A 24,278-nucleotide genomic window follows, 5' to 3' on the forward strand; every position below is an offset into this window, starting at 1 on the left:
CGGTGGGCTTCGTCGACGGTGATCAGCGCCCAGGGCGGCATGGCGTAGTCCTGGTGCGCTTCTTCGACGCGGTGCAGTGGACGTCTTTTAGGGGCGCGGGGAACTGCGCGACCAGCCCCCACCGGGCCCGCAGCCGCCGACGCATCCGCAACCCGCCCCTACATACGGCTCAAGCTCGCCGTCGCGAAGAGTACGTCCCTGATGGCCTCGCGGTCTCCCAGTTGCCCCGACGCCGCCTCCTCCGGCGACACATGCCCCGCCGCCAGCTGACAGAACTCCACGCCGTCCAGCGCGACATGTGCGACTTCCCGTTCCGCCGACCCCACCACCCCCGGCGAGTCCAGCGAGATCAGCCACTCGCCTCCCCCATGGCCCTCGATCTCCAGCCGCAGACTCCTCCCGGCCTCCCCGGCAGGGACGAGGTGTCGGCCCTTGACCGGTGTCGCGAGGCCCGCCCGTCGGCGGGTCGCGAGGACCGTCGGCAGCATGCGTGCCGCGAGGTCGATCATGCGGTTCAGGTGGCGCCCGGAGGGTGGTGCGTACGGGTAGTCCACCGCCTCCGCGATGTCCTCCGCGTGCACCCAGCACTCGAAGGCCCGGTCCAGCATCGCGTCGTGCAGGGGGAGTTCGAAGTCGCCGTAGGAGATCGGGAGCCTGCCGTGGTTGCCGCCGGTGAAGGACACCGTGCGCACCAGGTCGTGGCTCTGCTCGCGCCAGGGCGCGCGGACGGAGCGGGTCGGCGGGAAGTGCGCGGCACGCCAGTACGCCTCGGTGCGCCCTGCCGGGGTCGCCGGGTCCGCGGGGAGCTTGCCGAGCGGGTCGTCGAGGCCGAGGGCGACCGCGACGAGGCCGTCCACCGAGAGCAGGTGGGCTATGACCCCGGCGACCGTCGTACGGCGGCTCGTCGCCTCGTCGGCCTCGAACCACCGCAGCCGCACGGGCGCGTGCCACTCCGCGTCGCCGAAGTCCTGGAGCAGGGCGTCCAGGCGGGCGGTCTCGGCGTCGTACGCGGTGGCCCACTCCGGCATCGGGATGCGCGGCGGGCGGCGGTCCAGGCAGCTCTCCAGGACGCGGGTGCGCAGGCCGGGGTCCAGGTCGAGGCTCTCGGGCCGCTGGAGCAGGCCGACGGCGCCGCGCAGCCGTAGCGCCTCGTCGGCGCAGGAGCCGCACTCGCCGAGGTGATCCTCGACGGCGGCCGTCTCCTCGGCGGAGCAGGCGGCGAGCGCCCACGCCCCGAGCAGAGCCTTCAGCACCCGGTGCTCCAGCACGAGCGGAGCGGGCCGGGGCAACTCGTCGAGCGCGGGCAGGGGGTGTCCTGTGTCCTCGACGGAGGCCCGGGGGAGAGGTATACGGGCGGGCTGATCGGGATCGGGTACGCCGGCATTGTCGCCGCTGCCGCTGCCGCTGCCGCTGCCGCTGCCGCTGCCGCTGCCGCTCCCGGGACCGCCACCGATTCCGTTCGCGCCTGCCGCGCCTGCCGCGCCTGCCGCGCCTGCCGCGCCTGCCGCGCCTGCCGCGCCTGCCGCGCCTGCCGCGCCCGCGCGGTCCGCGTCGCCGGCACCTGTGTGGCCGGGGCCGCCCCTGCCTTCGGCACCAGTGCCGTTCCGTCCGTTCTCGCCGTGCGCGCCGGAGTGGCTCGGCCCGTCCCCGGCCCGTCCACCGGAGCCACTACGGCCCCCGAAGCCGCCCGAGCGGCCCGCGCTGCCCATGCCCGCGGTACCCCCGGCACCTCCCGGGAGCCCCTCGCGCCCGGGCCCGCTCTCCAGGGGCCCCTGGTCGTCGTACGCCTCGAAATGGCCCGTCACGCCGCGCCCCCGTATCCCGGCGGAGCCCCCGGCGCTCCCGCGTCGTGGGCGGTGGACAGGAGTTGCAGGCCCAGGCGGAGGCGGCGGCGGGCCTCGTCCTCGGTGACGCCGAGGTCGGCCGCGGTCTGGCGGTAGTCGCGGCGCTGGAAGTACGCCAGCTCCAGGGCGGCGCGCAGCGGCGCGGGCATGGACTGGACGATGTAGTCGGCGCGGGCGGCCACGGAGGCACGGCGGACCTTGCGCTCCAGCTCCTCCGTGTCGGCGGCCGCGTCCGCGCCGCCCCGGGTGAGCGCGGCGGTCTCGGTGGCGCGCAGCCGCTGCACGGCGAGGCGGTGGGTCAGCCCGGCCACCCAGGAGCGCAGCGGGCCCTGCTGGGGGTCGTAGCTCTCGGGGTGTTCCCAGACGTGGGCGAAGACGTCCCGGGTGATGCCGTCGGCGGCACGCTCGTCTCCGAGCACACGGTGGGCAAGGGTGAACACGAGTGAAGCGAAACGGTCGTAGAGCTCGCCGAGGGCGGCCGCCTCACCGCGTGCGAGCCGCTGCTGCATCTTGCGGTCCCAGCGGGGCGGTGCGTCCTTCTTCGCCATGCGGCCCCCTCACCCCTGGATGTGTCCGAGTCAAGCCTGCGCCCACCGTCTTCTCGAATGTAGTCGGCACCTCCGACAGCGCACGCCCCTTTGTTCCATTGCACGCCCCCTGAGGGGGCTCAGGTGGTAGTGGACCTTCCTGTACCCGTTCACTCTCTGCTCAGACCTGATCGAACAGGATCGAAGCCGACTAAAACAAGCCTCTTTCGAACGGTTTCCGTTTCTGGCCCTGTGTTTCAGGGAACGGCCGCTGGGCAGCCGCGCTGCAAGGAAGCGTAGGAACGGCTTCTGTTTGCTTTCCGGCGAGCGAAGGGCATGGTGGTGGCGTTCAATGTGACCGGCAGTGAGCAGGGAGAGTGGTCTGTGCTCCAGGTGTCGGGCGAGCTGGACCTGGTGACCTCGCCGGTGCTGCGCCAGCGGGTGCACGACGTGGTGGCCGAGGGCCGGCACCGCATCGTCCTCGACCTCTCCGAGGTCTACTTCTGCGATTCCAGCGGTGTCGGCGTGCTCATCGCGGTCCGTCGCCTCGTCCGCTCCTGCCGGGGCCGGCTGCGGCTGATCCTCCCGGCCCAGGGCGCCGCGGAGGGCTCCCACGTCAACCGCGTCCTGGGCGCGCTGGGCGTGCGCCGGCTGTTCGAGGTCCACGCGGACCTGGACTCGGCGACCGACGAGGAGGCAGGACCACTGTCCGCCTAGGGCCTGTCCGGCGGATCATGCCGGCGTCGCGGGGCTGGGCACGCCCGTCTGCCGCGTTGTCGTCGGTTGCCGACTCCCCCACGCTCGAACAACCTCGCGCGGGGGCACCCCCATCGCGTCGCCGCCCTCCTCCGCCTTGCAGCCAGACGCACCCAGCCCCGCTCACCTGCACTAGTCAGCACCGTCTCTTGAAGCCGGCCTGATCCGCCGGACAGACCCTAGGGACCCGCCCCGGCGGTGCCCGGATGTGATCCGTCGCACGCCGACTGCCACACCGTTGTCCCAAAATTTCCCCGGTCCTGGCACAGACGTCGCTTTTCGGTGCCCGGGGCACCCGACGCGTCGTACGCTCCGAGCCAGATGCACCCGACGTGACGTGAGGCGGCCCGAGAAGACATGGTCAGCAGCGAGTACGAGCGCAGGATCGCCGCCCGGTTCGCCACCTTCGACCAGGACGGCAACGGCTATATCGACCGCGAGGACTTCAACGTGGCGGCCAAGGCGCTGCTCACGGAGTTCGCCACCACCGCGCGGTCCGACAAGGGACAGGCGCTGTACGCCGGCGCCGAGGCGTTCTGGCAGGGCATGGCGGGGATCGCGGACCGGGACGGTGACCAGCGGATCACCCGGGACGAGTTCGTGAACGGCGCGGTCAAACGGCTGCGCGACAACCCCGACCGGTTCGCCGAGATCGCCCGCCCCTTCCTGCACGCGGCGATCGACGTCGCCGACCGGGACGGGGACGGCCGCGCCACCGTCGAGGACACCGCGCGCGTGCTCACGATCCTGGGCGTGGCCGAGGAGTTGGCGCGGGCGGCCGCCGCCGCGCTGGACGCCGACGGCGACGGCAAGGTCGGCGAGGCCGACATCGTGCCCGCCTTCGCCCGCTACTTCACCGTCCCCGAATAACGCTCCCTCAGCTGGTACTTGAGGACCTTGCGCAGGGTGTCGTTGCGCGGCAGGGCCTCCACCACCTCCAGCCGCTCCGGCAGCTTGTGCACCGACAGCCCTTCCGCGCGCAGATAGTCCGTTACGGCGTCCAGGGTCAACTCCGCTGCCCCCGGCGGCTGTTCCACCACCGCGCACACCCGCTCCCCGCGCTCGGCGTCCGGCAGCCCGATCACGGCCACGTCCCCGACCGCCGGATGCGCGGCGAGCAGGTCCTCGATCTCCTTCGCCGAGATGTTCTCGCCCTTGCGGATGATCACGTCCTTGAGCCGCCCGGTGAGCACCAAGTGCCCGCTGTCGGTGAGGAATCCGAGGTCCCCGGTGCGCAGAAACCCTTCCTCGTCGAAGGCCTCCGCGCTCTGCCCCGGGTCCAGATAGCCCTGGCAGACGGCCTCTCCCTTCAGCCGCACCTCCCCGTCCACGATCCTGATCTCCATGCCCTCCGGCGGCCGTCCCTCGGTCGTCGCGAGGTTCTCCACCGTGTCGTCCGGCGCCCCCATCGTGATCATCGGCACCTCGGTCATGCCGTACCCGTGGGTGAGTTGGACCCCCATCTCCCGCACGACCGCGTGGTAGACCTCGGGCGGCTTGGGCGCCCCACCGCCCGCGAGGAGTCGCAGCGTGGGAATCACGGGAATGCCGGGCTGCTTGCGCTGCTCGGCAAGGAACATCGAGTAGAAGGCGGTGGACCCGCCCGCCACCGTCACCCCGTGCCTGCGGTATCCCTCCAGTGCGTCCGGCAGCGCGAACTGCTCGAACATCACCGCCGGGAAGCCATACAGCAGCAGCATCACGGTGTAGTCGGGGCCCGCGATGTGCGCGTACGGGAAGGCCATCGACCCCACGTCGTCCGCCGCGAGGCGCAGCGCGTGCGCGAGGCAGGAGCCGCCCGCGATCAGCGAACGGTCCGTGTGGAGCACGCCCTTGGGGTCGGAGGTGGTGCCCGAGGTCCAGTAGATCCAGCGCACGGAGGTGCCGTCGGAGGGCGGGGCGGGGAGGACCGCCGGATCGCCGTCCGGGAGGTCGTCGTACGCCTCGAAGACCCCCTTGGCGCCGAGCCGCCGGGCCATCTCCGTGTGGTCGAAGCCGCGCCAGGTGCCGGGCACCGCGAAGAACTCCGCCTTCGACTCCCGTAGCGCGAAGCCGACTTCGCGGTCGCGGTAGAAGGGGATGACCGGCGACTGGACGGCGCCGAGGCGGGCCAGGGCGAAGGAGAGCAGCGCCGTCTCGATACGGGTGGGCAGCTGCCAGGCGACGACCGTGCCGGGGCGGACGCCCATGCCGTACAGGCCGGCCGCGACCCGCTCGGCACGCGTGCGCAGCTCGCCGAAGGTCAGGACGCGGTCGTCCTGGAGGAACACCGGCCGGTCGGGGGTGAGTTCGGCGCGGGCGGCGACCAGGTCCCAGAGGGTGCGGGAGGAACTGAGTGCATGGGCGGTGTCGTTCACGGTGGCCCCCGTCTGATGAGTCGTCAGATCGTGGGCAGAGCGTAGGGCCGGGCGCCTTGTCGGTCCAGGGGTGCGGGACTTAGCCTTTTCGGAATCTGACGGTTCATCAGATGGGTTCATCGGATGGGGGCGGCTGTCGTGGATCTCGCGTACTCGCCGGAAGAGGAGGAGTTCCGGGCCCGGCTGCGGGAGTGGCTGGCCAAGGCGCTCCCCACGCTGCCGCGGAAACCGTCCCCGCAGGACTGGCCCGGGCGGCGGGCGTACGACCTCGGCTGGCAGCGGATGCTGTACGACGCCGGGTACGGGCATGTGCACTGGGACGCCTCGCCGACCATGCGGCTGATCTTCCTGGAGGAGACGGAGCTGGCCGGTGCGCCTTATGTGGGCGCCGGCTTCGTCGGGCTGCTGCACGCGGGGCCGACGATCGCCGCCGAAGGGACGCCCGAGCAGCGGGAACGGTGGCTGCCACCGATCCTGCGCGGCGAGGAGGTCTGGTGCCAGGGGTTCAGCGAACCGGACGCCGGGAGCGATCTCGCGGCGCTGCGGACGCGGGCGTGGCGGGACGGGGACGAGTACGTGGTCACCGGGTCGAAGATCTGGACCTCGCATGCGGAAGTCGCCGACTGGTGCGAGCTGTTGGTGCGTACGGATGCGGCTGCGCCCAAGCATCGCGGGATCACGTGGCTGGCGATGCCGATGTCGGCGCCCGGGGTCACCGTGCGGCCGTTGCGGACGCTTGCCGGGTCCGCCGAGTTCGCCGAGGTGTTCCTCGACGACGTGCGGGTGCCGGTGTCGTATCGGGTGGGGGAGGAGAACGACGGGTGGCGGGTGACCATGGTGACGCTGTCCTTCGAGCGGGGGACGGCGTTCGTGGGGGAGGTCGTCGCGTGTCGGCGGATGCTGGGTGAACTCGCCCGTACCGCGCGGGAGAACGGGCGGTGGGACGATCCGGTTCTGCGGCGGCGGCTTGGGCGGATGAACGCGGAGTTTCGGGCGTTGTGGCGGTTGACGCAGTGGAATGTGAGCGGGGGTGGGGTGCCGGGGGTGGGGGGTTCGGTATTCAAGTTGCGGTATTCGCATGCGCGTCAGGAGTTGTACGACGTGGCGGCCGAGGTGTTGGGGGCGGGGGCCTTTGACCTCGAACGGCCTTGGGTGCTGGACCGGTTGTCGTCGTTGTCGTACACCATCGCTGCGGGGACTTCGCAGATTCAGCGGAACATCGTGGCCGAGAGGATTCTTGGGTTGCCCAAGGGGCCGTGAGCAGGTGCGGGTTTCGTCGTGGCTGGTCGCGCAGTTCCCCGCGCCCCTGGGTGGGTTGGTGCGGGCCGGTGTTGAGAAGGGGCCCTCGATATGCGGTTTCAACTGACCGAAGATCAGGTGGCGTTGCGATCCGGGGTGCGGGAGCTACTTGCTCGGCGGTTCGATGCCGGTGCGTTGCGGGCCGCCGTGGACGCTCCGGGGCTTGATCGGGGGCTCTGGCGGGAGTTGGGGGCCGCCGGGTTCTTTTCGCTGCGGGTGCCTGAGGCGGACGGTGGGGTCGGACTCGGGCTGCCGGAAGCTGTGTTGGTGTTCGAGGAGGCTGGGCGGGTTCTGTTGCCCGGGCCCCTTGTGGCCACCCATCTCGCCGCCGGGGTCGTGGACGGGGCCTCCGAAGGGGAGGTTGTCGTCACCGACGTCGACCGGGACGGGCTGGTGGAGTGGCTGGACGTGGCTGATGTCGTGCGGGGGGATGCCGCAGGGGCCGTAGCGCTGAAGTCGGTGGATCCGCTGACGCCGTTGCATCGGGTGCCCGGGGCGGCCGGGGGTGCCGTCGACCCCGTCGCCGATCTCCTCACCGCCGCCGAGCAGCTCGGGACCGCCGTGCGGGCGGGTGAGCTGGCCGTGCAACACGCGCGGACGCGGGAGCAGTTCGGGCAGGCGATCGGGGCGTTCCAGGCGGTGAAGCATCTGTGTGCCGGGATGCTGGTGCGGGTCGAGACGGCGCGGGTCGCGGTGTACGCGGCGGCCGTCACCGGTGATCCCGTGGACATCGCGGCTGCCCGGCTGCTGGCCGACGAGGCGGCCGAGCAGGGTGCCCGGGACTGTCTCCAGGTGCACGGCGGGATGGGGTTCACCTGGGAGAGCGAGGTGCATCTGCTGCTCAAGCGGGCCTGGGTGCGGGCCCGGCGCGGGGGCGGGCGGACGGAGCGTGAGGAGTCGCTCGCCGTCGATCTGTTGGCCTGAGCCGCCCGGCTGCCTGCCCCGTCTCCGGGGCGCTCCCCGCGGATGTCGCGGATTGTGGCATACCGGAATCACGGAGCGTTGATACCGGGTTGTGTCCTACGCGTGACTCGTCACGTCCTGGAGTCGGGGGGTCGCTCCGGTACCTTGTGTGGGATGCGAGTGGTTCCGAGCACGAGCCATGCCGGTGTTGCCCTTGGGGTGATGCCGGAACTGGCCTGTTCGACTCGTCGCAGTGAGCGTCGCACAGTATGCCGCACGGGTACTCCTTCGCGCTGGAATATGCCCGAAGCGCTTGTTGGGGTGACTGTACGTCAACCATGCTGTCTCGTAAGGGACTCACGTTCTGTGACCCAGGGTTTGGTCCTTGTCCAGGTCATGCAAAAAATGGCTACGATCGTGGCCCTCGTGAGGCGCGAGGCCATGTGCCCGCCGGTTCGGATGGTGTGAGCGGTGCAGGTGCTTCAAGTGCAGCTGGAGATCCGGCCCGACCCCGCGGAGGTGGGGCGAGCCCGGAGGTGGGCCCGCTCGCGGCTCGTCGGGTCCGGGATAGGAGCCGACGAACCGCTCGCCGAGACGCTGGTCCTGCTCGTCTCCGAACTGGTCACCAACGCCGTGGTGCACACCGGCCGTCCGGCGGTCCTGCGGCTCTCCCTGCCGGTCACCGCGGCCGAGTCCGCCACCGTCCGCCTGGAGGTGGCCGACCGCAGCGACCGGGCGCCGGTGCCGCGGTGCGTGGACGGCGACGCGACCGGCGGCCGGGGCCTCGCCCTCGTCGACGGACTCGCGGACCGCTGGGGCTGGAGCTCCGAGGGCGTCGGCAAGCGCATCTGGTGCGAACTGGACCGCTGTCGGCCCTCCCGGTCCGGGGAGTCCCGGGAAGACGTGGCGGCCTTCGACGCCGCCGCCTACGAGGGGTTCGCCTTCGAAGCGGTGTGACCGGCGCACGGTCGCAGAATGCGCCACCTCCCCCGCGTTGTGGTGTGCCGGTGCGCCGGGAGGTGCATCGGTGCGCGGTCGCGACAAAGGGGTCGTAAGCGGCAAATCCCCGTAGCGCTGTTGACGCAGAGTGTTCGATTGATCACGCTGAATTCAGCGATTCGCTGCGAGGGGACGACGAGGGCTTCGGCGACGGAGGTCCTCGACGAGTGCGGATCGTGACGCGGTGTCGACTCCCCCAGGGCGGAAGGGAGTCGATGAAGGCGGCGCGCGATACCGGGCTCGGGGCGGAGCCGCGCGCCGCCGGCCGGCGTCCTCAGAGCACGGCGACCGGGGCCACGGGCGTCCCCGTCCCGCCGACGAACGGCTCGGGCATCGCCGACAGCCAGAACGCGTACCGGCCCGCTTCTCCACAGGCTGTGGACAACTCTTCGAGATTCCAGTTCTGGCCCTGCAGCATCCCCATCTCCACCAGGTCCAGCGCGTGCACCGGCAGCCAGAGGTCCTCGATCTCCGGCGGGAAGATCTCGAAGGTCAGGGTGTCGTTGGCGACCGCGGCCACATCGCGCGCGTGGAACCACTCCGGCGTACGGACCGACAGACCCGGCGAGGGATAGCCGTACGCCTCCCGGTCCCCGGCGAGATACACCCGCACCTGCCCGGTCCGTACGAGCACGATGTCGCCGGCGCGCACGCGCGTGCCCGCCAGTTCCTCCGCGGCCTCCAGGTCCTCCGGCGTCACCGCGTGGCCACCGTCGAGCCGGTCCACGCCCCGCGCGCGGGCCACGTCCAACAGGATTCCGCGCGAGACGATGTGCCGCGCCTTGTCGATGCCGCTGAACTCCGCGCCGCCGTGCGCGGTGATCGTGGCCGCCGGGCGGCCGTTGTAGAGCAGGCCCGAGTGAGAGACATGGGTGAGCGCGTCCCAGTGGGTGGCCGCCTGGAGGCCCATGGTCACCGCGTCGTCGCTGCACGCGATCGTTCCCGGGCCGAACAGCTCCTGGTTGACCTGCACCATGACGTGCAGCGGGTTCACCCGGCCCGGGATCATCCCGGTCTGCACGCCGTCCTGCCTCAGGGGCAGGGCGAGCGGGATCCGGCGGCCGCTGCGGACCGTCGCGGCGGCCTCGCGGACCACCTCGTCGGTGATCAGGTTCAGGGTGCCGATCTCGTCGTGGGACCCCCAACGCCCCCAGTTGTTCACGCGTTTGGCGATGTCCCGGAACTCCGGATGATCCGTCGGCGCCGACATCGGTCCTCCCCGGGGCTTGTGTCCGTCGGTCTGACGGGTCATAAAATCTAACGGTCCGTCAGAAACCGCGGGAAGGGGCCGGCGTGGGGAACTTCTTGGCAGGCAAGGTCGTCGCCGTGACCGGCGCCGGGCGGGGGATCGGACGGGCGGTGGCGCTGGCGGCGGCCGCCGAGGGGGCGCGGGTCGTCGTCAACGACTACGGCGTCTCCGTCGACGGCGCGTCCCCCACGAGCGAGGTCGCCGCCGCGGTGGTCAAGGAGATCGAGGCGGCGGGCGGCGAGGCCGTTGCCGTGGCCGACGACGTCTCGACGATGGCGGGCGGGCAGCGGATCGTCGACGTGGCGCTGTCGTCGTACGGGCGGCTGGACGGGGTGGTGTGCGTCGCCGGGATCCTGCGGGAGCGGATGCTGTTCAACATGTCCGAGGAGGAGTGGGATCCGGTCGTCGCGACCCATCTGAAAGGGACGTTCACTGTCTTCCGGGCGGCTTCCGCGGTGATGCGGCAGCAGCGGGCCGGGACGTTGATCGGGTTCACCAGCGGGAACCATCAGGGGTCGTTCTCGCAGGCCAACTACAGTGCGGCGAAAGGGGGGATCATCTCGCTGGTCCGCAGTGCGGCTCTTGCGATGCACAAGTACGGGGTGACCGCGAACGCGGTGGCGCCTGTTGCCCGTACGCGGATGTCGGCGAACGTTCCCTTCGATCTGGCGGAGATCGGGGAGCCGGAGGATGTGGCGGCGATGGTGGTCTATCTGCTGTCCGAGAAGGCTCGGGAGGTCACCGGGCAGGTGTACACGGTGGCGGGGGCGAAGATCGCGGTGTGGGCTCAGCCTCGGGAGTTGAGGGCCGCGTATGCCTCCGGCGGGTGGACGCCTGAGTCGATCGCGGAGTTTTTGCCGGGGGTGGTGGGGGTGGATCCGATGCCGTTGCTTTTGGGGCCGGGTGCCCAATAGCTCGGGGGTGTTTGTGCGTTGGCGGGTGCGGGTGCGTTGTGGCTTGTCGCGCAGTTCCCCGCGCCCCTAGGTGGGTGGAGGCGGCGTGGATTTTGGGTTCAGCGGTGAGGACGAGGCCTTTCGGATCGAGGTGCGGGAATGGCTTGCTGCTCATGTCGATGGGACTCAGGATCGGCGTAGTTGGGAGCGGGCCCTCGGGAAGGCCGGGTGGATCGGGCTCGGGTGGTGTGAGGGTGGGTACGGGAATCGGACCGCGACGCTCACCCAACAGGTCGTCTGGGCCGAGGAGTACGCGCGGTCCGGGGCGCCCGGGCGGTCAGGGCATATCGGTGAGAATCTGCTTGCGCCCACTCTTCTGATGCACGGGACCCCCGAACAGAAGGCCCGCTTCCTGCCGCCCATCGCTGTCGGGGACGAGTTGTGGTGTCAGGGGTACAGCGAGCCCGGGGCCGGGTCGGATCTGGCCGGGGTGCGGACCAAGGCCGTTCTCGTGGACGGGAGTTACCGGATCAGTGGGCAGAAGATCTGGACCTCTCTCGCGCATGAGGCCGACTGGTGTTTTGTGCTGGCCCGTAGTGAGCCGGAGTCCACGCGGCATCGTGGGCTGACCTTCTTTCTCGTGCCCATGGATCAGCCGGGGCGGATCGAGGTGCGGCCCATCCGGCAGCTGACCGGGACCAGTGAGTTCAACGAGGTCTTCTTCGACGGGGCGCGCGCGGAGCATGTCGTCGGGGGCGAGGGCGGTGGCTGGCGGGTCGCCATGAGCCTGCTCGGGTTCGAGCGGGGGGTGTCGACGCTCGCCCAACAGATCGGGTTCGCAAGGGAGTTGTCGGGAGTCGTACGGGCTGCCGTGGAGAGCGGGGCGGTCGCCGATCCGGTCGTACGGGACCGACTCGTACGGCAGTGGGCCGAGTTGCGGGCCATGCGGTGGAACGCCCTGCGGACGCTGGGGGGTTCCGCGGACGCCGGTGCCTCCAGTGTGGCCAAGCTGCTGTGGGCGGGGTGGCATCAGCGGCTCGGGGAGCTGGCGATGCTCGTACGGGGCGCGGGCGCGGCGGTCGGGCCGGTGGACTGGTCGCCTACGGCGCCGTACGAACTCGACGGCCTCCAGCACCTGTTCCTGTTCTCGCGGGCCGACACCATCTACGGCGGCTCCGACCAGATCCAGCGCACCATCATCGCCGAGCGGGTGCTCGGTCTGCCCAGGGAGCCCAAGGGGGTCGTCTGATGCGCGGCGTGCTGTACGACGGGAGGAAAGTCCAGGTCGTCGACGATCTGGAGGTGCGCGGACCCGGGCCCGGGGAGGTGCTGGTCGCGATCTCGGCGGCCGGGCTGTGCCACAGCGACCTGTCCGTGGTGGACGGGACGATCCCCTTCCCGGTGCCGGTGGTGCTCGGGCACGAGGGGGCCGGAGTGGTGGAGGCGGTCGGCGCGGGGGTGGGCCATGTGGCGCCCGGCGACCATGTGGCGCTGTCCACGCTCGCCAACTGCGGTGCCTGCGCGGAGTGCGACCGGGGGCGGCCGACCATGTGCCGCAAGGCGATCGGGCGGCCGCAGCGGCCGTTCTCGCGGGGCGGGGAGCCGGTGTTCCAGTTCGCGTCCAACTCCGCCTTCGCGGAACGGACGGTGGTCAAGGCCGTCCAGGTGGTGCGGATCCCGAAGGACATCCCGCTGCCGTCCGCCGCGCTCATCGGGTGCGGGGTGCTGACGGGGGTCGGGGCGGTGCTCAACCGGGCCAGGGTGGACCGGGGGGACAGCGTCCTCGTCATCGGGACGGGCGGGATCGGGCTCAACGTCATCCAAGGGGCCCGGATCGCGGGGGCGTTGCGGATTGTTGCCGTAGACGCCAATCCGGCGAAGGAGGCGGTGGCCCGGCAGTTCGGGGCGACGGACTTCTTGCAATCGGTGGAGGGCGTACGGGAGTTGCTGCCCACCGGGGCCGACCACGCCTTCGAGTGCGTGGGGCGGGTGGAGTTGATCCGGCAGGCGATCGACCTGCTCGACCGGCACGGGCAGGCGGTGCTGCTCGGGGTGCCGCCGGCCGGCGCGGAGGCGTCCTTCCTCGTCTCCTCCCTCTACCTGGACAAGTCGATCCTGGGCTGCCGTTACGGGTCCTCGCGGCCGCAACGGGACATCCCGCTGTATGCCGAGCTGTACCGGCAGGGTCGGCTGCTCCTCGACGAACTCGTCACGGAGACGTATCCGGTGGAGGACTTCGAGAAGGCGGTGGCGGACGCGGAGGCGGGGCGGGTGGCCCGGGGGGTGTTGACGTTCTAGGGCGGGCCGGGCCCTGGCGTCCCGCCGTGTCTAACGTGGGTGGATGACCTCTGAGAACCCTCCTGTCGATCACGAACTCGTCCGGGCCGCGGCCGAGATCGCCCGCACGCGCTGCCGGGGCGACAACCACACCATGGCGGCGGCGGGGCGTGCCGCGGACGGCCGGATCGTCACCGCGGTGAACGCGTACCACTTCACGGGCGGGCCGTGTGCCGAGCTGGTGCTGATCGGGGCGGCGGCCGGGCAGGGGGTGTACGAGCTGGACACGATCGTCGCGGTGGGCGATCGGGACCGGGGGGTCGTGCCGCCGTGCGGGCGGTGCCGGCAGGTGCTGCTCGACTACTTTCCCGGCGTGAGGGTCATCGTGGGGGAGGGGACGGGGGAGCGGCCGCGGGTCGTTCGGATCGCGGAGTTGCTGCCGGAGAGCTATGTCTGGGCCGAACATCAGCTCGATGCGGAGTAGTGCTTGAGCGGTGGGTTGTCCACAGGGCGCGGAAAACCCGTGGGGCGTTGTCGGTGCCGACCCCTAGCTTCGACGCATGAGTTATCGCGACGTCGTCTCCCGCCGGGTCCTGGCCTGGGCCTGCACATCCGTCTGCGCCCGGATGCCGGTGGCGATGGCCCCGCTGGCCCTGGTGTTCCTGGTGCGCGAGCGGCCCGGGGGCTATGTGCTGGGGGCGGCGCTCGCGGCGGTGTACGTGATCGGCGAGATCCTCGGGGCTCCGGTGCTGGGGATGCGGCTGCGGCCGGACCGGGCCCGGATCCACATGGCCGCGGGGCTCACGGCCGGGACCGGCGGGTTCGCGGGGCTCGGGGTGTGGCCGGGGGCGCATCCGGTGGTCCTGGGCGCGTTCGCGTTCCTGGCGGGGGCGGCACCGGCCGCCGTGACGGGCGGGCTGCGCGCACTGCTCGGCGAACTGGTCCCGGAACGGGCCGTCGCCCAGGCCCTCTCCCTGGAGTCGATGCTCAACTCCGCCATCTGGGCCGTCTCCCCGGCGGCGGTCACAGGCCTGGCCCTGGGCGTCGCACCGCGCGCTCCGCTGGTGCTGGCCGCGGTGCTGATGGGGGCGTCGGTGGCGGGGTTGTGGTTGCTGCCGGTGGGGTGGAGTACGGGAGGGGCGGCGGGGGTTGAGGGGGCGGTTGCTGGTGGGGGTGGGGCGGGTGCCGAGAGCGGGGCGGGTGTCGGAGGTGTGGCGGGTGGGGCGGGTGTCGGAGGTGCGGCGGGTGGGGCGGGTGTCGGAGGTGTGGCGGGTGGGGCGGGTGCCAGAGGTGCGGCGGGTGGGGCGGGTGCCGGAGATGTGGCGGGTGGGGCGGGTGCCGGAGGTGTGGCCGGGGTGGCTGATGCCCTCGCGACGGGCACGGCCGTCGATGCCCGGCTCGAGAGCGTGGCCGAGCAGCCCCCGTTCCCGGCAGACGCCCGGCGCGACGGACGGCCCGCCGGCCCGCCCGAATCCCTGTCCCGGACGCTGCTCGGTGCCTGGCCCGTCTACGTCACCGGGGCGGCCAGTCTCAGCCTGCTGGGGCTCGCCGAGCTTGTCCTGCCCGCCCTGTTGGAGCAGCGGGGGATCCAAGTCGGCTGGTCCGGGCCGTTGTTGGCGGGGCTCGCGGTGGGTGGGGGACTCGGGGCGTTCCTGTACGGCCTCAGAAGCTGGCCGGGGGTGCTGCGGACCCGCAGTGTCGTGCTGATGGCCGGTACGTCGGTCTGCGTGACCCTCATCGCGCTGCTCCCGCACACCGCGGGAATCGCGGCCGCGCTGGCCGTCGGCGGCATGCTCCAGTCGGGCGCACTCCTCACCCGCAACCTCGCCCTGCGCGAGGTCCTCCCGCCGCGCGCCCTGGCCGCGGGCTACTCCGTCATGTACGCGGCCGCGGGCGCGGGCTACGCGGCAACAGGCTCCCTCGCAGGCACCCTGCTGAACGTCGCCGCACCGTCCACGGCGATCCTCGCCGGCGTGGCCCTGACGCTCGTACTGACAGCCATCGGCTGGTGGGGCGACATACGCGCACCCCAACCCGCCGAGCCCCCCACGTCACCCCCTGTCCCCCACCCCGACCCCCGCCCGGAACGTGCGCCGATACGCGGTAGGTGTGACTCCTAGGGCGGTCTGCACATGCTTGCGGAGTGCCCTTCCCCTCTCCTACTGCGGTGCAGTCGAATACCGCTCGACGCTTGCGCGGCCCGTCGAACGATCGAGCAGGCGCAGTTCCCATGGGCCCGTGTTCACGTCGAAGTCCTTGCCGAACCCGACCCACTTGCCCGCCATGCGTCGGCCTGTCGGCTCGATGAGCAGTTGCACCGCGCCGTGGTACCGGGCGCCTTGGTAGTACCCGTCGACCGCCGTCTGCTCGGTCCAGGTACCGGTGACGATGTTCCGATCGATGGTCAGATCCAGAGACAACGGGCTGTCCGGGTTCGTCGACGCTCCGGGCAGGCTCTGAGCGGTCAGCCGGTTGCCGTGCTGGACGATCACGACGTGATGCTTGCAGTCGAAGGTCTCGTCACGACTGGACGAGTAGAACTCGTACCGGGACAGCCAGATGCCCGCGTACTGAGTCTGCGGCTGTGGCTCCAGGTTTGTGGCAGCGTCAGCCGTGCCGACTTTCCCAGCTTCCATGTCATGGCCTCCTGCCCCGTCCGAGCGGACGCGTGCCATCGGGATCGCGAACCCCAGCGACTCAGGGGTACGGCCGGTGAACCGCTTCAGCGCACGTGCGTACAGCGGACGGCACGTCCTGGTCTCCCCGGATTCCCAGCGTTGCACGAGTCGCTTGGAGGCGTCGTTCGGCTCCCCCAGCTCCTCGCCCGCATCACGCAGCCTCTTGGCGAACTCGTCCTGGCTCAGATTCATCGACTTGCGTACGGAAGTCAGCACATCGTTGGGGATTCGCTCACGCTCGACGGTCGGCGTCATGATCCGAGGATAGCCGCGTCCGGCCTCCAATGACACCGGTTTGACGCCTTCTGGCTGACGTCGACATGACGTCCGAGAGACGCCTTGAACGTCGTCGCAGTGGCAGTTGCCGATCCGGAACATTGCCACCATGTCCATCCACATCAGCGCTTACACGGTGAGAGCCGACGGCAGTCGGACGGAGCCGCGAACCCTGTACGAGGGCGAGGGCGAGGAACCTCTCGTCACCGGCCTGATGCCGCCGTGTCTGTGCCCCAGGTGCAGGGGTGGGCGACTTGACCGAAGCACCACGGACTCCCAGTTATCTGGAGGCAAGCCAGCATGAGCACGGCATTAGCGATTCGCGACCCGAAGGCGTACGTCACCCCGGACGTATGGGAGCGGGAGGTAGTGCTCCTCCTCCGCAACCCCGGGAACACCCGCGAACTGGCCGAGGCCAAGTTCGGGTAGGTCATCGCCTATCTGATCGCGTGTGGCGAGCACCCGGACCTTCTGATGGTCCCGTCCCGGCAGGTGGACGAGGCTTGGCACTCGTTCATGCTCGACTCGATCCCGTACCACCACTTCACCCACCGGCACTTCGGCCGGTACATCCACCACGTTCCGGAGCTTCCGGGAGTGAGGACTGACGGCCCGCTCGTTCTGGCGCGGACCATCAAGGCCATCAAGGCGGCCGGTTTCGAGATCGACCCCCCTCTGTGGGGCATGGGAGACGCGGCCGACTGCAACCAGTGCCACGCCGGATGCCACGACTCGCCCAAGTAGTGGTCAGCGGCACGTGAGTTGGGGCCTGCCCTCATAGGTTGGGGGCGGGCCCCGTAGCAGAGAGGAGCACCGCGTGTCGTTGGTCGAGTCCTGGGACAGGTATGCGGTCGGGAGTAAGCCGCGCAGAGCTGTGAACGGCAAGGGCGAAACAACCTGGCTGAACTGGACTCAGTACGCCGATCACGGGCCGGACGAGAGCGTGTTGGGCCCTCTTGCCGGACGCCGGGTGCTGGAACTCGGCTCGGGGAGCGGCAGCAATCTCGCGCACCTCGTGACACTTGGTGCGGTGGGCCAGGGGGTGGACGTAGCCCCCGTCCGCGAGGTGGTCGCACGGGAGCGTTGGGGCGATCTGCCGGGCCTGGAATTCCGTACGGCGGAGGCGACGGCCTTCCTGAGTGAGACGGATGGGACGTACGACGTCGTGCTGTCGATCTTCGGTGCCGTGTGGTTCGTCGATCCGGACACCCTGCTCCCCCTGATCCGCTCGCATGTGGCCCCGGGCGGCATCCTGGCCTTCTCGCATCTGCCTCCGGGAAGCCAGGGCCCCAAGACCGCAAGAGCCGGACTGCGGCACGACCGCACCCCGGACGAGTGGGAGCGGATCCTGACGGGACACGGCTTCTCCGACGTGCGCGTGTCTCTCATCGACCCGCCGGAGGGCGCGGCCGTGGGCACGATGCTGGTCCGTGCCGTGGCCGCCTGATCCCTCAGGTGCGGCCCCCCACCCCGACCCCCGCCCGAAACGTGCGCCGATACGCGGTAGGTGTGACTCCTAGGGCGGTCTGCAGATGTTGGCGCATCGACTGGGACGTGCCGAAGCCTGCTGCGTGGGCCACCTGGTCGACGGAGAGGTCGGTGGACTCCAGGAGGTGGCGGGCGCGTTCGACGCGTTGCTGGGTGAGCCACTGGCCGGGGCTGATGCCGACCTCCTCGCGGAAGCGGCGGGTGAAGGTGCGCACGGACATGGCCTCCTGGTCGGCCATGTCGCGGAGCTGGATCGGCTCGTGGAGGCGGCCGAGGGCCCAGGCGCGGGCCGTGGTCGTCGTCGCCTGCTGGGGGTCGGGGACGGGGCGGTGGATGTACTGCGCCTGGCCGCCGTCCCGGTGCGGCGGCACCACCGTGCGGCGGGCCACCTCGTTGGCGACCGCCGTGCCGTGGTCGCGGCGCACGATGTGCAGGCACAGGTCGATCCCGGCCGCGACGCCCGCGGAGGTCAGGACGTCGCCGTCGTCGATGAACAGGACGTCCGGGTCGACGTCGATCCGCGGGAAGAGCCGCTGGAGGTGCTCGGCGTCGGCCCAGTGCGTGGTCGCGGGGCGGCCGTCGAGGAAGCCGGCGGCGGCCAGGACGTAGACGCCCGTGCAGATCGAGGCGAGCCGGGTGCCGGGGCGGAGGTGGGCGAGCGCGGCGGCCAACTCGTCGGTGAGCACGCCCTGTTCGAAGACCGGGCCGAACTCGTACGACGCCGGGACGATCACGGTGTCGGCGGTGGCCAGGATCTCCGGGCCGTGCTCCACCTGGATCGCGAAGTCGGCGTCGGTGCGCACCGGGCCCGGCGGGCGGATCGAGCAGGTGACGACGTCGTACACCCGGCGCCCCTCGGCGTCCCTGGGGCGGCCGAAGATCCGGTGCGGGATGCCCAGCTCGAACGGCAGGACTCCGTCCATGGCGAGCACGACGACACGATGCGGCTTCATGGCCCGATCCTAACGAATACTGTCCTTCGGGCCAGTGGATCGGGGAAGCCGCAGGCCGGAAGCTTGGTGTCGTGACCCAGACAACCGAAGCCACCGTGTCCCAGAGGGAAAAGCAGCCCGCTCGCCTCCACCGCGCCTGGTTCGTCGCCGCCGTCACCTTCGTGACGATCATCGGCGCCGCCGCCTTCCGCTCCCTGCCCGGCCTCCTCATCGACCCCCTGCACCAGGACTTCGGCTGGTCACGCGGCACCATCAGCGCCGCCGTCTCCGTCAACCTCGCGCTCTACGGCCTGACCGCGCCCTTCGCGGCCGCGCTGATGGACCGCTTCGGCATCCGGCGGGTGGTCGCCGTCGCGCTGACCGTGATCGCCGTCGGGTCCGGCCTCACCGTGTGGATGACGGCGGCCTGGCAGCTGATGCTCTACTGGGGCCTGCTCGTCGGCCTCGGCAGCGGCTCGATGGCGCTGGCCTTCGCCGCGACCGTCACCAACCGCTGGTTCACCGAGCGGCGCGGCCTGGTCACCGGCATCCTGACCGCCGCCTCCGCCTCCGGCCAGCTGATCTTCCTGCCGCTGCTGTCCTGGATGGTGGAGAAGCACGACTGGCGCCCGGCGGCCATCACGGTCGCGCTGGCCGCCCTCGCGGTCGTCCCCTTCGTCTGGCTGCTGCTCCGTGACCACCCGGCCGACGTGGGGCTACGGCCGTACGGCGCGAAGGAGTTCGTACCGAAGCCGGAGCCCGTGCCGGGCGCCGCGCGCCGAGCGGTGACGGTCCTCTTCAAGGCCGCCCGCACCGGCCCCTTCTGGCTGCTCGCCGGCACCTTCGCGATCTGCGGGGCCTCCACCAACGGCCTGGTCCAGACCCACTTCGTGCCCGCCGCGCACGACCACGGCATGCCGGTCACCGCGGCCGCCTCGCTGCTCGCCGTCATCGGCGTCTTCGACGTCGTCGGCACCATCGCCTCCGGCTGGTTCACCGACCGCTTCGAAGCGCGCCGACTGCTCGCGGTCTACTACGCCCTGCGCGGCATCTCGCTGCTGTTCCTGCCGATGCTGCTGGCGCCGAGCGTCCACCCGCCGATGCTGTTCTTCATCGTCTTCTACGGCCTCGACTGGGTCGCCACCGTCCCGCCCACCGTCGCCCTGTGCCGGGAGCAGTACGGCGAGGACAGCGCGATCGTCTTCGGCTGGGTCCTCGCCTCCCACCAGGTCGGCGCCGCGCTCATCGCCTTCCTCGGCGGTGTCGCACGGGACGTCTTCGGGTCGTACGACATGGTCTGGTACGCCTCGGGAGCGCTGTGCGCGGTGGCGGCGCTGATGGCCCTGGTGATCCGGCGCCGGCCGGCCGCGCCCGCCACCGCGCTCGCGACCGCCTGAAGCCGGGGCCGTCTCGCGGCCTCTCAGTCCCGCGGTGCGACGCGGATTCGGTTCCCGTCGGGATCGGCCGCGAGGAAGGTCAGCCCGAACCCCGCGTCGTGGGGCTCGCGCAGGATCGTGACTCCCTTGGACCTCCACTGCTCGAAGATCGCGCCGATCTCGTCGGGACCGCCGCCGACGGCCAGGCACACCTCGCCGGTGCGCGGGACGTCCGGCGACAGGTCCTCGAACTGGCCGGACCACAGCCCGAGGTCGGCGCCCGGTCCGAGGTCGAAGGTGATGTATCCCGCGGTCTCGAACGAGGGACTCAGGCCGAGGAGGTCGCCGTAGAAACGGGCCGCTGCGGGAGCGTCGTTCACGTAGACGATGGACACGACGGATGTGGTCATGACTGGTCCTTCTCGCAGGTGGCAGGTACGTGTCCACCAGCCTGACCGGGATATGCGCCATATCCTGTCGCAATTAGCTGGGAAAATCGGTGGGTGACCCCGGACCGCTTCTTCGCCCTGATGGTGCTCCTCGAATCGAGGGACGCCGTGACCACGCAGGAACTCGCCGCGGCGCTCGGGGTGTCCCTTCGCACCGTCACCCGGGATCTGAACTGGCTCCGCGACGCCGGTCTGCCGGTGACCGCGCAGCGGGGCCGTCTCGGAGGCGTGACCATGCCGCCCGGATCCGGACTCGACCTCGCGCGGCTCACCCCGGGCGAGCGTGATCATCTGTCGCTCACCGGGCTGGACGAGAGGCAACGTGCGGAGCTGGACGCGTCGGTCGAGAGCCGGCGTGCGCTCGCCAAGGTCGCCGCCGCACGGCCGCGTCGCGTTCATGAGCTCCTGCCGCTCACCGACGTGGTGCACGTGGACAGCCGACCCTGGCGTCAGGCACGAGCTTCCGGTACGACTCCGGCTGCGCTGATCGGCGCGGTGCGACGAGGGCGGCAACTGCGGATCGCCTACGACAGCCCCCGCGAGCCAGGCCCCCGCGACCAGGTCGTCGATCCCTACGGGCTGTTCGCCAAGGCCGGCGTCTGGTACCTCGTCGCCGACCGTGCCCGAGTGCCGCGGATGTACCGCCTCGACCGCATCACGACGTGGCAGGAGGTCGACCGGCCACGACGGATCCGCGAGAACGAGACCCTGGCGACCGTCGCCGCGGCGCTCGTCGATCGGTGGGAGCACGACCATGTGACAGAGGTCAGCGCCACCATCGACCGGACCCAGATCGAGCGAGCGCAGCGGATCTTCGGCCTACGACTCGTCCTGGACGACCCTGACGAGTCCGGCACCGGCCACAAGGTGACGATCCGCTTCCTGCACCTGGAGGACGTGCGAGCCCTCCTGCCGTTCGGGAGCGCCGTCACCGTGCACGGTCCCGCCGAAGCCAGGGATCGCCTCCGCGCCCTCGCCACCGAACTCGCCCACCACTACGCGCCGGTCTAGAGGTCGCCCTCCAGGACCGTCCGGGTCATCGGCGGGCGGTCCCACCGGGCGAGGAGTTCGTTCGCGAGGTCGACGACCGGGAGCGGGTGCCGTTCGCCGTGGACCTCGATGCCGGCGGCGAGCAGGCTTCGGGGGACGGCGTCGGCGTCCAGCAGGACCCGCCAGTCCTCCGGGCAGAGCTCCAGGTATTCGAGGCCGGTCAGCCCGGCGATCTCCAGCGGGTCGGCGAGGGTGCCGGGGTAGGCGCTGAGGGTGCGCAGCCGGGGCAGGCCGAGGACCGGGGCGAGACGGACCGGGGCGGCCTCCCAGACGCCGATGGAGAGGACCTCCAGGTCGGGGTGGGCGGCCTCCTCGACGCTGCCGAGGCTCGCGACGTTGACGTAGGCCACGGCGGGCGGTTCGTGGCGAGGACGGCTCCGCTCCTCCTGCTCCCCGTCCAGCACCAGGCCGGTGAGGGAGGGGGCGAGCAGTTCGGCGCCGATGTTCTCCTCGTGGCTGAGCAGGATGATCTGTCCCCGGTGCCCCCGCGGGCCCGGGGTGAGGTCGACCGCGATCCGGTCCCCGCCGCCGTTGTCGCCGAAGACGATCCAGCCGGGGGAGCCGACGACTCCCTGTACCGCGGCGTCGGGCGGGGTGACGACGGCCTCCATCGCCGCGAACTGCCAGAGGGACGGACGGGACGGCGCGTCGGCGATGTAGAGGCGGTCCAGGGGGAACAGCTCGCAACCGACGGCTTCGTAGACCGGTGCCGCCGTCTCATAGTCACCCCAGTCCTCCCACCGCGCCCGCGTCACCCGGTACAGCGCCTTCAACTCCTCGGGCAGCGCGAGCCCGAGACGCTTCTCCGCGGCCGCGATCTCCTCCTCGGTGGCGCCGGTCGCGTCGGGGAGCCGCTCGTGCAAGGTCCGCTCCAGCAGAGCCGGGTCGGCCGCGGGGTCGGGGACGGCTCCGGCCGCAGGGTCGGGCAGGCGGCGCCACGGCTCCGCTACGGCGCCCTCGACCAGCAGGATCGACCCCGGGTGCGGTCCGCCGATGCCGGGCTCCACGGCGGGGCCGGTCTCGATCAGATGCAGTACGGCACGGCCGGCCGGGGAGATCTCCGCCACGAAGGAGACACCGTCGACGCCGGAGTCGGTGAGCGCCGTACGCACCCGCTCGACCGCGTCGTACTCCTCCTGCATGTCCGAGACCAGCGACGCCCGCCCGCGCGGAGGCGACCGCCGCCGCACCGGCACGCTCCAGCCCCCGCGACCGATCTGCCCGGCCACATAGCCGCCCGGCACGGCGAGGCGCTCCGCGTTGTCGTTGCACAGGAGCCGCAACAGGGGCTCCCAGGTGGGGAATTCATGGATCGGGGGCAAGGCGGGCTCTCCGTGGCTCCGGTGGTCGTGGCGGAGCGATTATCACGGAGACCACTGACATCCGGCGGCGTGCAGGTGAACTGCCTCAGAGGAAGCGGCCCTTGTGGAACAGCAGGGGTGCCCCTTCGGCGTCCCCGGTGCCCAGCGCGGCCACGCGGCCCACCACGATCAGGTGGTCGCCGCCGGTGTGCACCGCGTGGATCGTGCAGTCGATCCAGGCGAGGGTGTCCGCGAGGCGGGGGGAGCCGGAGGCGGGGGCCGGGTCGTGGGCGACGCCCGCGAACTTGTCCGCGCCGCTCACCGCGAACGCCCTGCACAGGCCGCCCTGTTCGGCGCTCAGGACGTTGACGCAGAAGGCGCCGGCCCGGGCGATGCGCGGCCAGGTCGTGGACGTACGGCCGACCATGAAGGCGACCAGGGGCGGGTCGAGGGAGAGGGAGGAGAAGGACTGGCAGGCGAAGCCGGCGGGTGCTCCGCCGTCGACGCCCGGTGCCGTCACGATGGTCACGCCGCTCGCGAAGCTCCCCAACACCCGCCGGAACTCCGCCTGTTCGACCGGTGCGCGCTCGCCCTCGCGGACGCACCGCAGCTCGGGCCGGGGCAGCGGCTCCACGGCGGGTGCCCTGGCGGACCTGAGATAGCGGACGGCCGCTGCCGCCGCTCCTGCGTGTCCCATCACACCGTCTATTGAAGCTGACGGATCGTCAGATAGGAAGGGGTGGGAAGGAGAGCGGCACGCGCGCGTGCCTACGCTGTCGTCATAGGGCGGGAGAACAGACGGGTGGGCGGGGACGCGGCGGTGTGCGCGGCACAGTTTCCCGCGGTCGGGCTGATCTGGTGGGTCGGGACCCTGCTGGGCGACGACTACGGGGCCGGTGGTGCGCTCAATCCCCTCGTCGTCTTCGCCGTGCCCGTCCTCCTCGCCCTGGCGGTGCTGGTCGTGCCGGCTCTCGGGTGCGCGCAGGCGCTGCTCCAGATCCTGCCCGCGGAGTTCCTGGCGAGGCGTGCGCTCCGGCGGGCGCGTGAGCCCTTGTGGGCCTGGCACCTGGTGTTCGCCGTGCTGCTCGGGGTGGCCTGGGCGGTGCCCGTTCTGCTGCTGTGGGACCGGCCGTTCACCACCACCACGGCGGCGCTTCTCGCGGCTCTCGGCGTGCTGCCCGTGCTCGGCTTCGGGTGGCTGCGCCGTCGTCCCCCGGGCTCTCCCCGAGGCGTGCACTGGTCCGCGCGATTGTGCGTGCTGGTCGGAGTCGGTGCGGTGCTGGGCGTGGTCACCGGGGTGGTCAAGGGGTACGAGCCACCGGAGTTGTCGGCCGCGCAGCTCGCCGGAGCCTGGCGTGGGGCGGACGGTGCGGTGCTGGGGCTGCACACGGGCGTCTTCGCTGTGTGTGACGGCACCGGCTCCTGGCTGTTCGACGACAAGGGCGGGTACGACCCCTACGGCGACGGGCCCGAGGGGCGGCCCGGAGTCGTCGTACGGGTGGACGGCGGATGTGGGCAGGAGACGTACTGGAGGATCGGCGGGACGGCGGACGAGCCCGAGCTGTTCGTGGCGTTCGGGGATCCGGACGCGCCGGACCTGCGGATCCTGACCCGGGGCTGAAGC

At 71.3% G+C, this 24,278-nt stretch carries 25 protein-coding genes; 16 read left to right on the forward strand and 9 right to left on the reverse strand.

The window, feature by feature from the left end; genetic code table 11:
- Positions 1-158 precede the first annotated feature (158 nt).
- Complete coding sequence (locus ABZ896_RS19555; protein ID WP_360930288.1) at positions 159-1,349, reverse strand: maleylpyruvate isomerase N-terminal domain-containing protein; 1,191 nt, start codon at positions 1,347-1,349, stop codon at positions 159-161.
- A gap of 452 nt (positions 1,350-1,801) precedes the next feature.
- Positions 1,802-2,392, reverse strand: coding sequence for a sigma-70 family RNA polymerase sigma factor (locus ABZ896_RS19560; protein ID WP_360930131.1), 591 nt, complete (start codon positions 2,390-2,392; stop codon positions 1,802-1,804).
- A gap of 315 nt (positions 2,393-2,707) precedes the next feature.
- On the opposite strand from ABZ896_RS19560, the gene ABZ896_RS19565 reads away from it, so the two are divergent.
- Entirely contained in the window at positions 2,708-3,088 is a 381-nt protein-coding gene (locus ABZ896_RS19565) for an STAS domain-containing protein (protein WP_360930134.1), read from the forward strand.
- A gap of 396 nt (positions 3,089-3,484) precedes the next feature.
- A complete protein-coding gene (locus ABZ896_RS19570) occupies positions 3,485-3,997 on the forward strand; it encodes an EF-hand domain-containing protein (RefSeq protein ID WP_360930137.1) in 513 nt (170 codons plus the stop codon).
- Here ABZ896_RS19570 and ABZ896_RS19575 read toward each other — a convergent pair.
- Entirely contained in the window at positions 3,976-5,484 is a 1,509-nt protein-coding gene (locus ABZ896_RS19575; RefSeq protein ID WP_360930139.1) for an AMP-binding protein, read from the reverse strand. The genes ABZ896_RS19570 and ABZ896_RS19575 overlap by 22 nt on opposite strands.
- A 138-nt stretch (positions 5,485-5,622) precedes the next feature.
- Here ABZ896_RS19575 and ABZ896_RS19580 point away from each other — a divergent pair, with 138 nt between their 5' ends.
- The 3 genes from ABZ896_RS19580 (at position 5,623) to ABZ896_RS19590 (ending at position 8,643) form a co-directional block, all read left to right on the forward strand.
- Positions 5,623-6,744, forward strand: coding sequence for an acyl-CoA dehydrogenase family protein (locus ABZ896_RS19580; RefSeq protein ID WP_360930142.1), 1,122 nt, complete (start codon positions 5,623-5,625; stop codon positions 6,742-6,744).
- A gap of 90 nt (positions 6,745-6,834) precedes the next feature.
- Entirely contained in the window at positions 6,835-7,707 is an 873-nt protein-coding gene (locus ABZ896_RS19585) for an acyl-CoA dehydrogenase family protein (RefSeq protein ID WP_360930145.1), read from the forward strand.
- A 465-nt stretch (positions 7,708-8,172) separates the two neighbouring features.
- Positions 8,173-8,643 (forward strand): ATP-binding protein, encoded by a 471-nt coding sequence (locus ABZ896_RS19590; RefSeq protein ID WP_360930291.1) that lies wholly within the window; start codon positions 8,173-8,175, stop codon positions 8,641-8,643.
- A 316-nt stretch (positions 8,644-8,959) separates the two neighbouring features.
- Here ABZ896_RS19590 and ABZ896_RS19595 read toward each other — a convergent pair whose 3' ends face one another.
- On the reverse strand, positions 8,960-9,895 hold the full coding sequence (locus ABZ896_RS19595; protein ID WP_360930148.1) for a cyclase family protein: 936 nt from the start codon (positions 9,893-9,895) through the stop codon (positions 8,960-8,962).
- Between the two features lie 83 nt (positions 9,896-9,978).
- On the opposite strand from ABZ896_RS19595, the gene ABZ896_RS19600 reads away from it, so the two are divergent.
- The 5 genes from ABZ896_RS19600 to ABZ896_RS19620 all read left to right on the forward strand — a co-directional run bounded on the left by ABZ896_RS19600 (position 9,979) and on the right by ABZ896_RS19620 (position 15,224).
- On the forward strand, positions 9,979-10,848 hold the full coding sequence (locus tag ABZ896_RS19600; RefSeq protein WP_360930151.1) for an SDR family oxidoreductase: 870 nt from the start codon (positions 9,979-9,981) through the stop codon (positions 10,846-10,848).
- 85 nt (positions 10,849-10,933) lie between these two features.
- A complete protein-coding gene (locus ABZ896_RS19605; RefSeq protein ID WP_360930154.1) occupies positions 10,934-12,076 on the forward strand; it encodes an acyl-CoA dehydrogenase family protein in 1,143 nt (380 codons plus the stop codon).
- Positions 12,076-13,125, forward strand: coding sequence for a Zn-dependent alcohol dehydrogenase (locus ABZ896_RS19610; RefSeq protein ID WP_360930157.1), 1,050 nt, complete (start codon positions 12,076-12,078; stop codon positions 13,123-13,125). Before ABZ896_RS19605 ends, ABZ896_RS19610 begins: the two co-directional genes overlap by 1 nt.
- Before the next feature lie 43 nt (positions 13,126-13,168).
- Entirely contained in the window at positions 13,169-13,588 is a 420-nt protein-coding gene (locus ABZ896_RS19615; RefSeq protein ID WP_360930160.1) for a cytidine deaminase, read from the forward strand.
- Between the two features lie 76 nt (positions 13,589-13,664).
- Positions 13,665-15,224 carry an MFS transporter gene (locus ABZ896_RS19620; protein WP_360930163.1) on the forward strand — a complete coding sequence of 520 codons (1,560 nt, stop codon included), beginning with the start codon at positions 13,665-13,667 and terminating at the stop codon, positions 15,222-15,224.
- Positions 15,225-15,263: 39 nt separating this feature from the next.
- On the opposite strand, the gene ABZ896_RS19625 is transcribed toward ABZ896_RS19620, so the two are convergent.
- Positions 15,264-16,037 (reverse strand): XRE family transcriptional regulator, encoded by a 774-nt coding sequence (locus ABZ896_RS19625; RefSeq protein ID WP_360930166.1) that lies wholly within the window; start codon positions 16,035-16,037, stop codon positions 15,264-15,266.
- A 321-nt stretch (positions 16,038-16,358) separates the two neighbouring features.
- Between ABZ896_RS19625 and ABZ896_RS19630 the strand changes: the two genes are divergently transcribed.
- The 3 genes from ABZ896_RS19630 (at position 16,359) to ABZ896_RS19640 (ending at position 17,505) form a co-directional block, all read left to right on the forward strand.
- Positions 16,359-16,487, forward strand: coding sequence for a hypothetical protein (locus ABZ896_RS19630; RefSeq protein WP_360930169.1), 129 nt, complete (start codon positions 16,359-16,361; stop codon positions 16,485-16,487).
- Positions 16,488-16,574: 87 nt separating this feature from the next.
- Positions 16,575-16,802, forward strand: a complete 228-nt coding sequence (locus ABZ896_RS19635; protein WP_360930171.1) for a hypothetical protein — start codon at positions 16,575-16,577, stop codon at positions 16,800-16,802.
- A gap of 73 nt (positions 16,803-16,875) precedes the next feature.
- Complete coding sequence (locus ABZ896_RS19640) at positions 16,876-17,505, forward strand: class I SAM-dependent methyltransferase (protein WP_360930174.1); 630 nt, start codon at positions 16,876-16,878, stop codon at positions 17,503-17,505.
- A gap of 4 nt (positions 17,506-17,509) precedes the next feature.
- On the opposite strand, the gene ABZ896_RS19645 is transcribed toward ABZ896_RS19640, so the two are convergent.
- The gene (locus ABZ896_RS19645) at positions 17,510-18,499 is read right to left on the reverse strand and encodes a helix-turn-helix domain-containing protein (protein ID WP_360930177.1); all 990 of its coding nucleotides are present in this window, start codon (positions 18,497-18,499) and stop codon (positions 17,510-17,512) included.
- Positions 18,500-18,570: 71 nt separating this feature from the next.
- Between ABZ896_RS19645 and ABZ896_RS19650 the strand changes: the two genes are divergently transcribed.
- On the forward strand, positions 18,571-19,875 hold the full coding sequence (locus ABZ896_RS19650; protein WP_360930180.1) for an MFS transporter: 1,305 nt from the start codon (positions 18,571-18,573) through the stop codon (positions 19,873-19,875).
- A gap of 23 nt (positions 19,876-19,898) precedes the next feature.
- Here the strand turns inward: ABZ896_RS19650 and ABZ896_RS19655 are convergent, their stop codons facing one another.
- Positions 19,899-20,264: a VOC family protein gene (locus ABZ896_RS19655; RefSeq protein WP_360930183.1), complete on the reverse strand. Its 366-nt coding sequence runs from the start codon at positions 20,262-20,264 to the stop codon at positions 19,899-19,901.
- Positions 20,265-20,357: 93 nt separating this feature from the next.
- On the opposite strand from ABZ896_RS19655, the gene ABZ896_RS19660 reads away from it, so the two are divergent.
- Positions 20,358-21,314: a WYL domain-containing protein gene (locus ABZ896_RS19660; protein ID WP_360930185.1), complete on the forward strand. Its 957-nt coding sequence runs from the start codon at positions 20,358-20,360 to the stop codon at positions 21,312-21,314.
- Here ABZ896_RS19660 and ABZ896_RS19665 read toward each other — a convergent pair.
- Positions 21,311-22,675, reverse strand: coding sequence for an SMI1/KNR4 family protein (locus ABZ896_RS19665; protein WP_360930188.1), 1,365 nt, complete (start codon positions 22,673-22,675; stop codon positions 21,311-21,313). The two genes, ABZ896_RS19660 and ABZ896_RS19665, sit on opposite strands and share 4 nt — an antisense overlap.
- Before the next feature lie 85 nt (positions 22,676-22,760).
- Positions 22,761-23,351 (reverse strand): flavin reductase family protein, encoded by a 591-nt coding sequence (locus tag ABZ896_RS19670; RefSeq protein WP_360930191.1) that lies wholly within the window; start codon positions 23,349-23,351, stop codon positions 22,761-22,763.
- A 105-nt stretch (positions 23,352-23,456) separates the two neighbouring features.
- Between ABZ896_RS19670 and ABZ896_RS19675 the strand changes: the two genes are divergently transcribed.
- The gene (locus ABZ896_RS19675) at positions 23,457-24,275 is read left to right on the forward strand and encodes a hypothetical protein (protein ID WP_360930194.1); all 819 of its coding nucleotides are present in this window, start codon (positions 23,457-23,459) and stop codon (positions 24,273-24,275) included.
- The last annotated feature ends 3 nt before the right edge of the window (positions 24,276-24,278 follow it).

Source organism: Streptomyces sp. NPDC047072 (assembly GCF_040643855.1).
Lineage (GTDB): Bacteria > Actinomycetota > Actinomycetes > Streptomycetales > Streptomycetaceae > Streptomyces.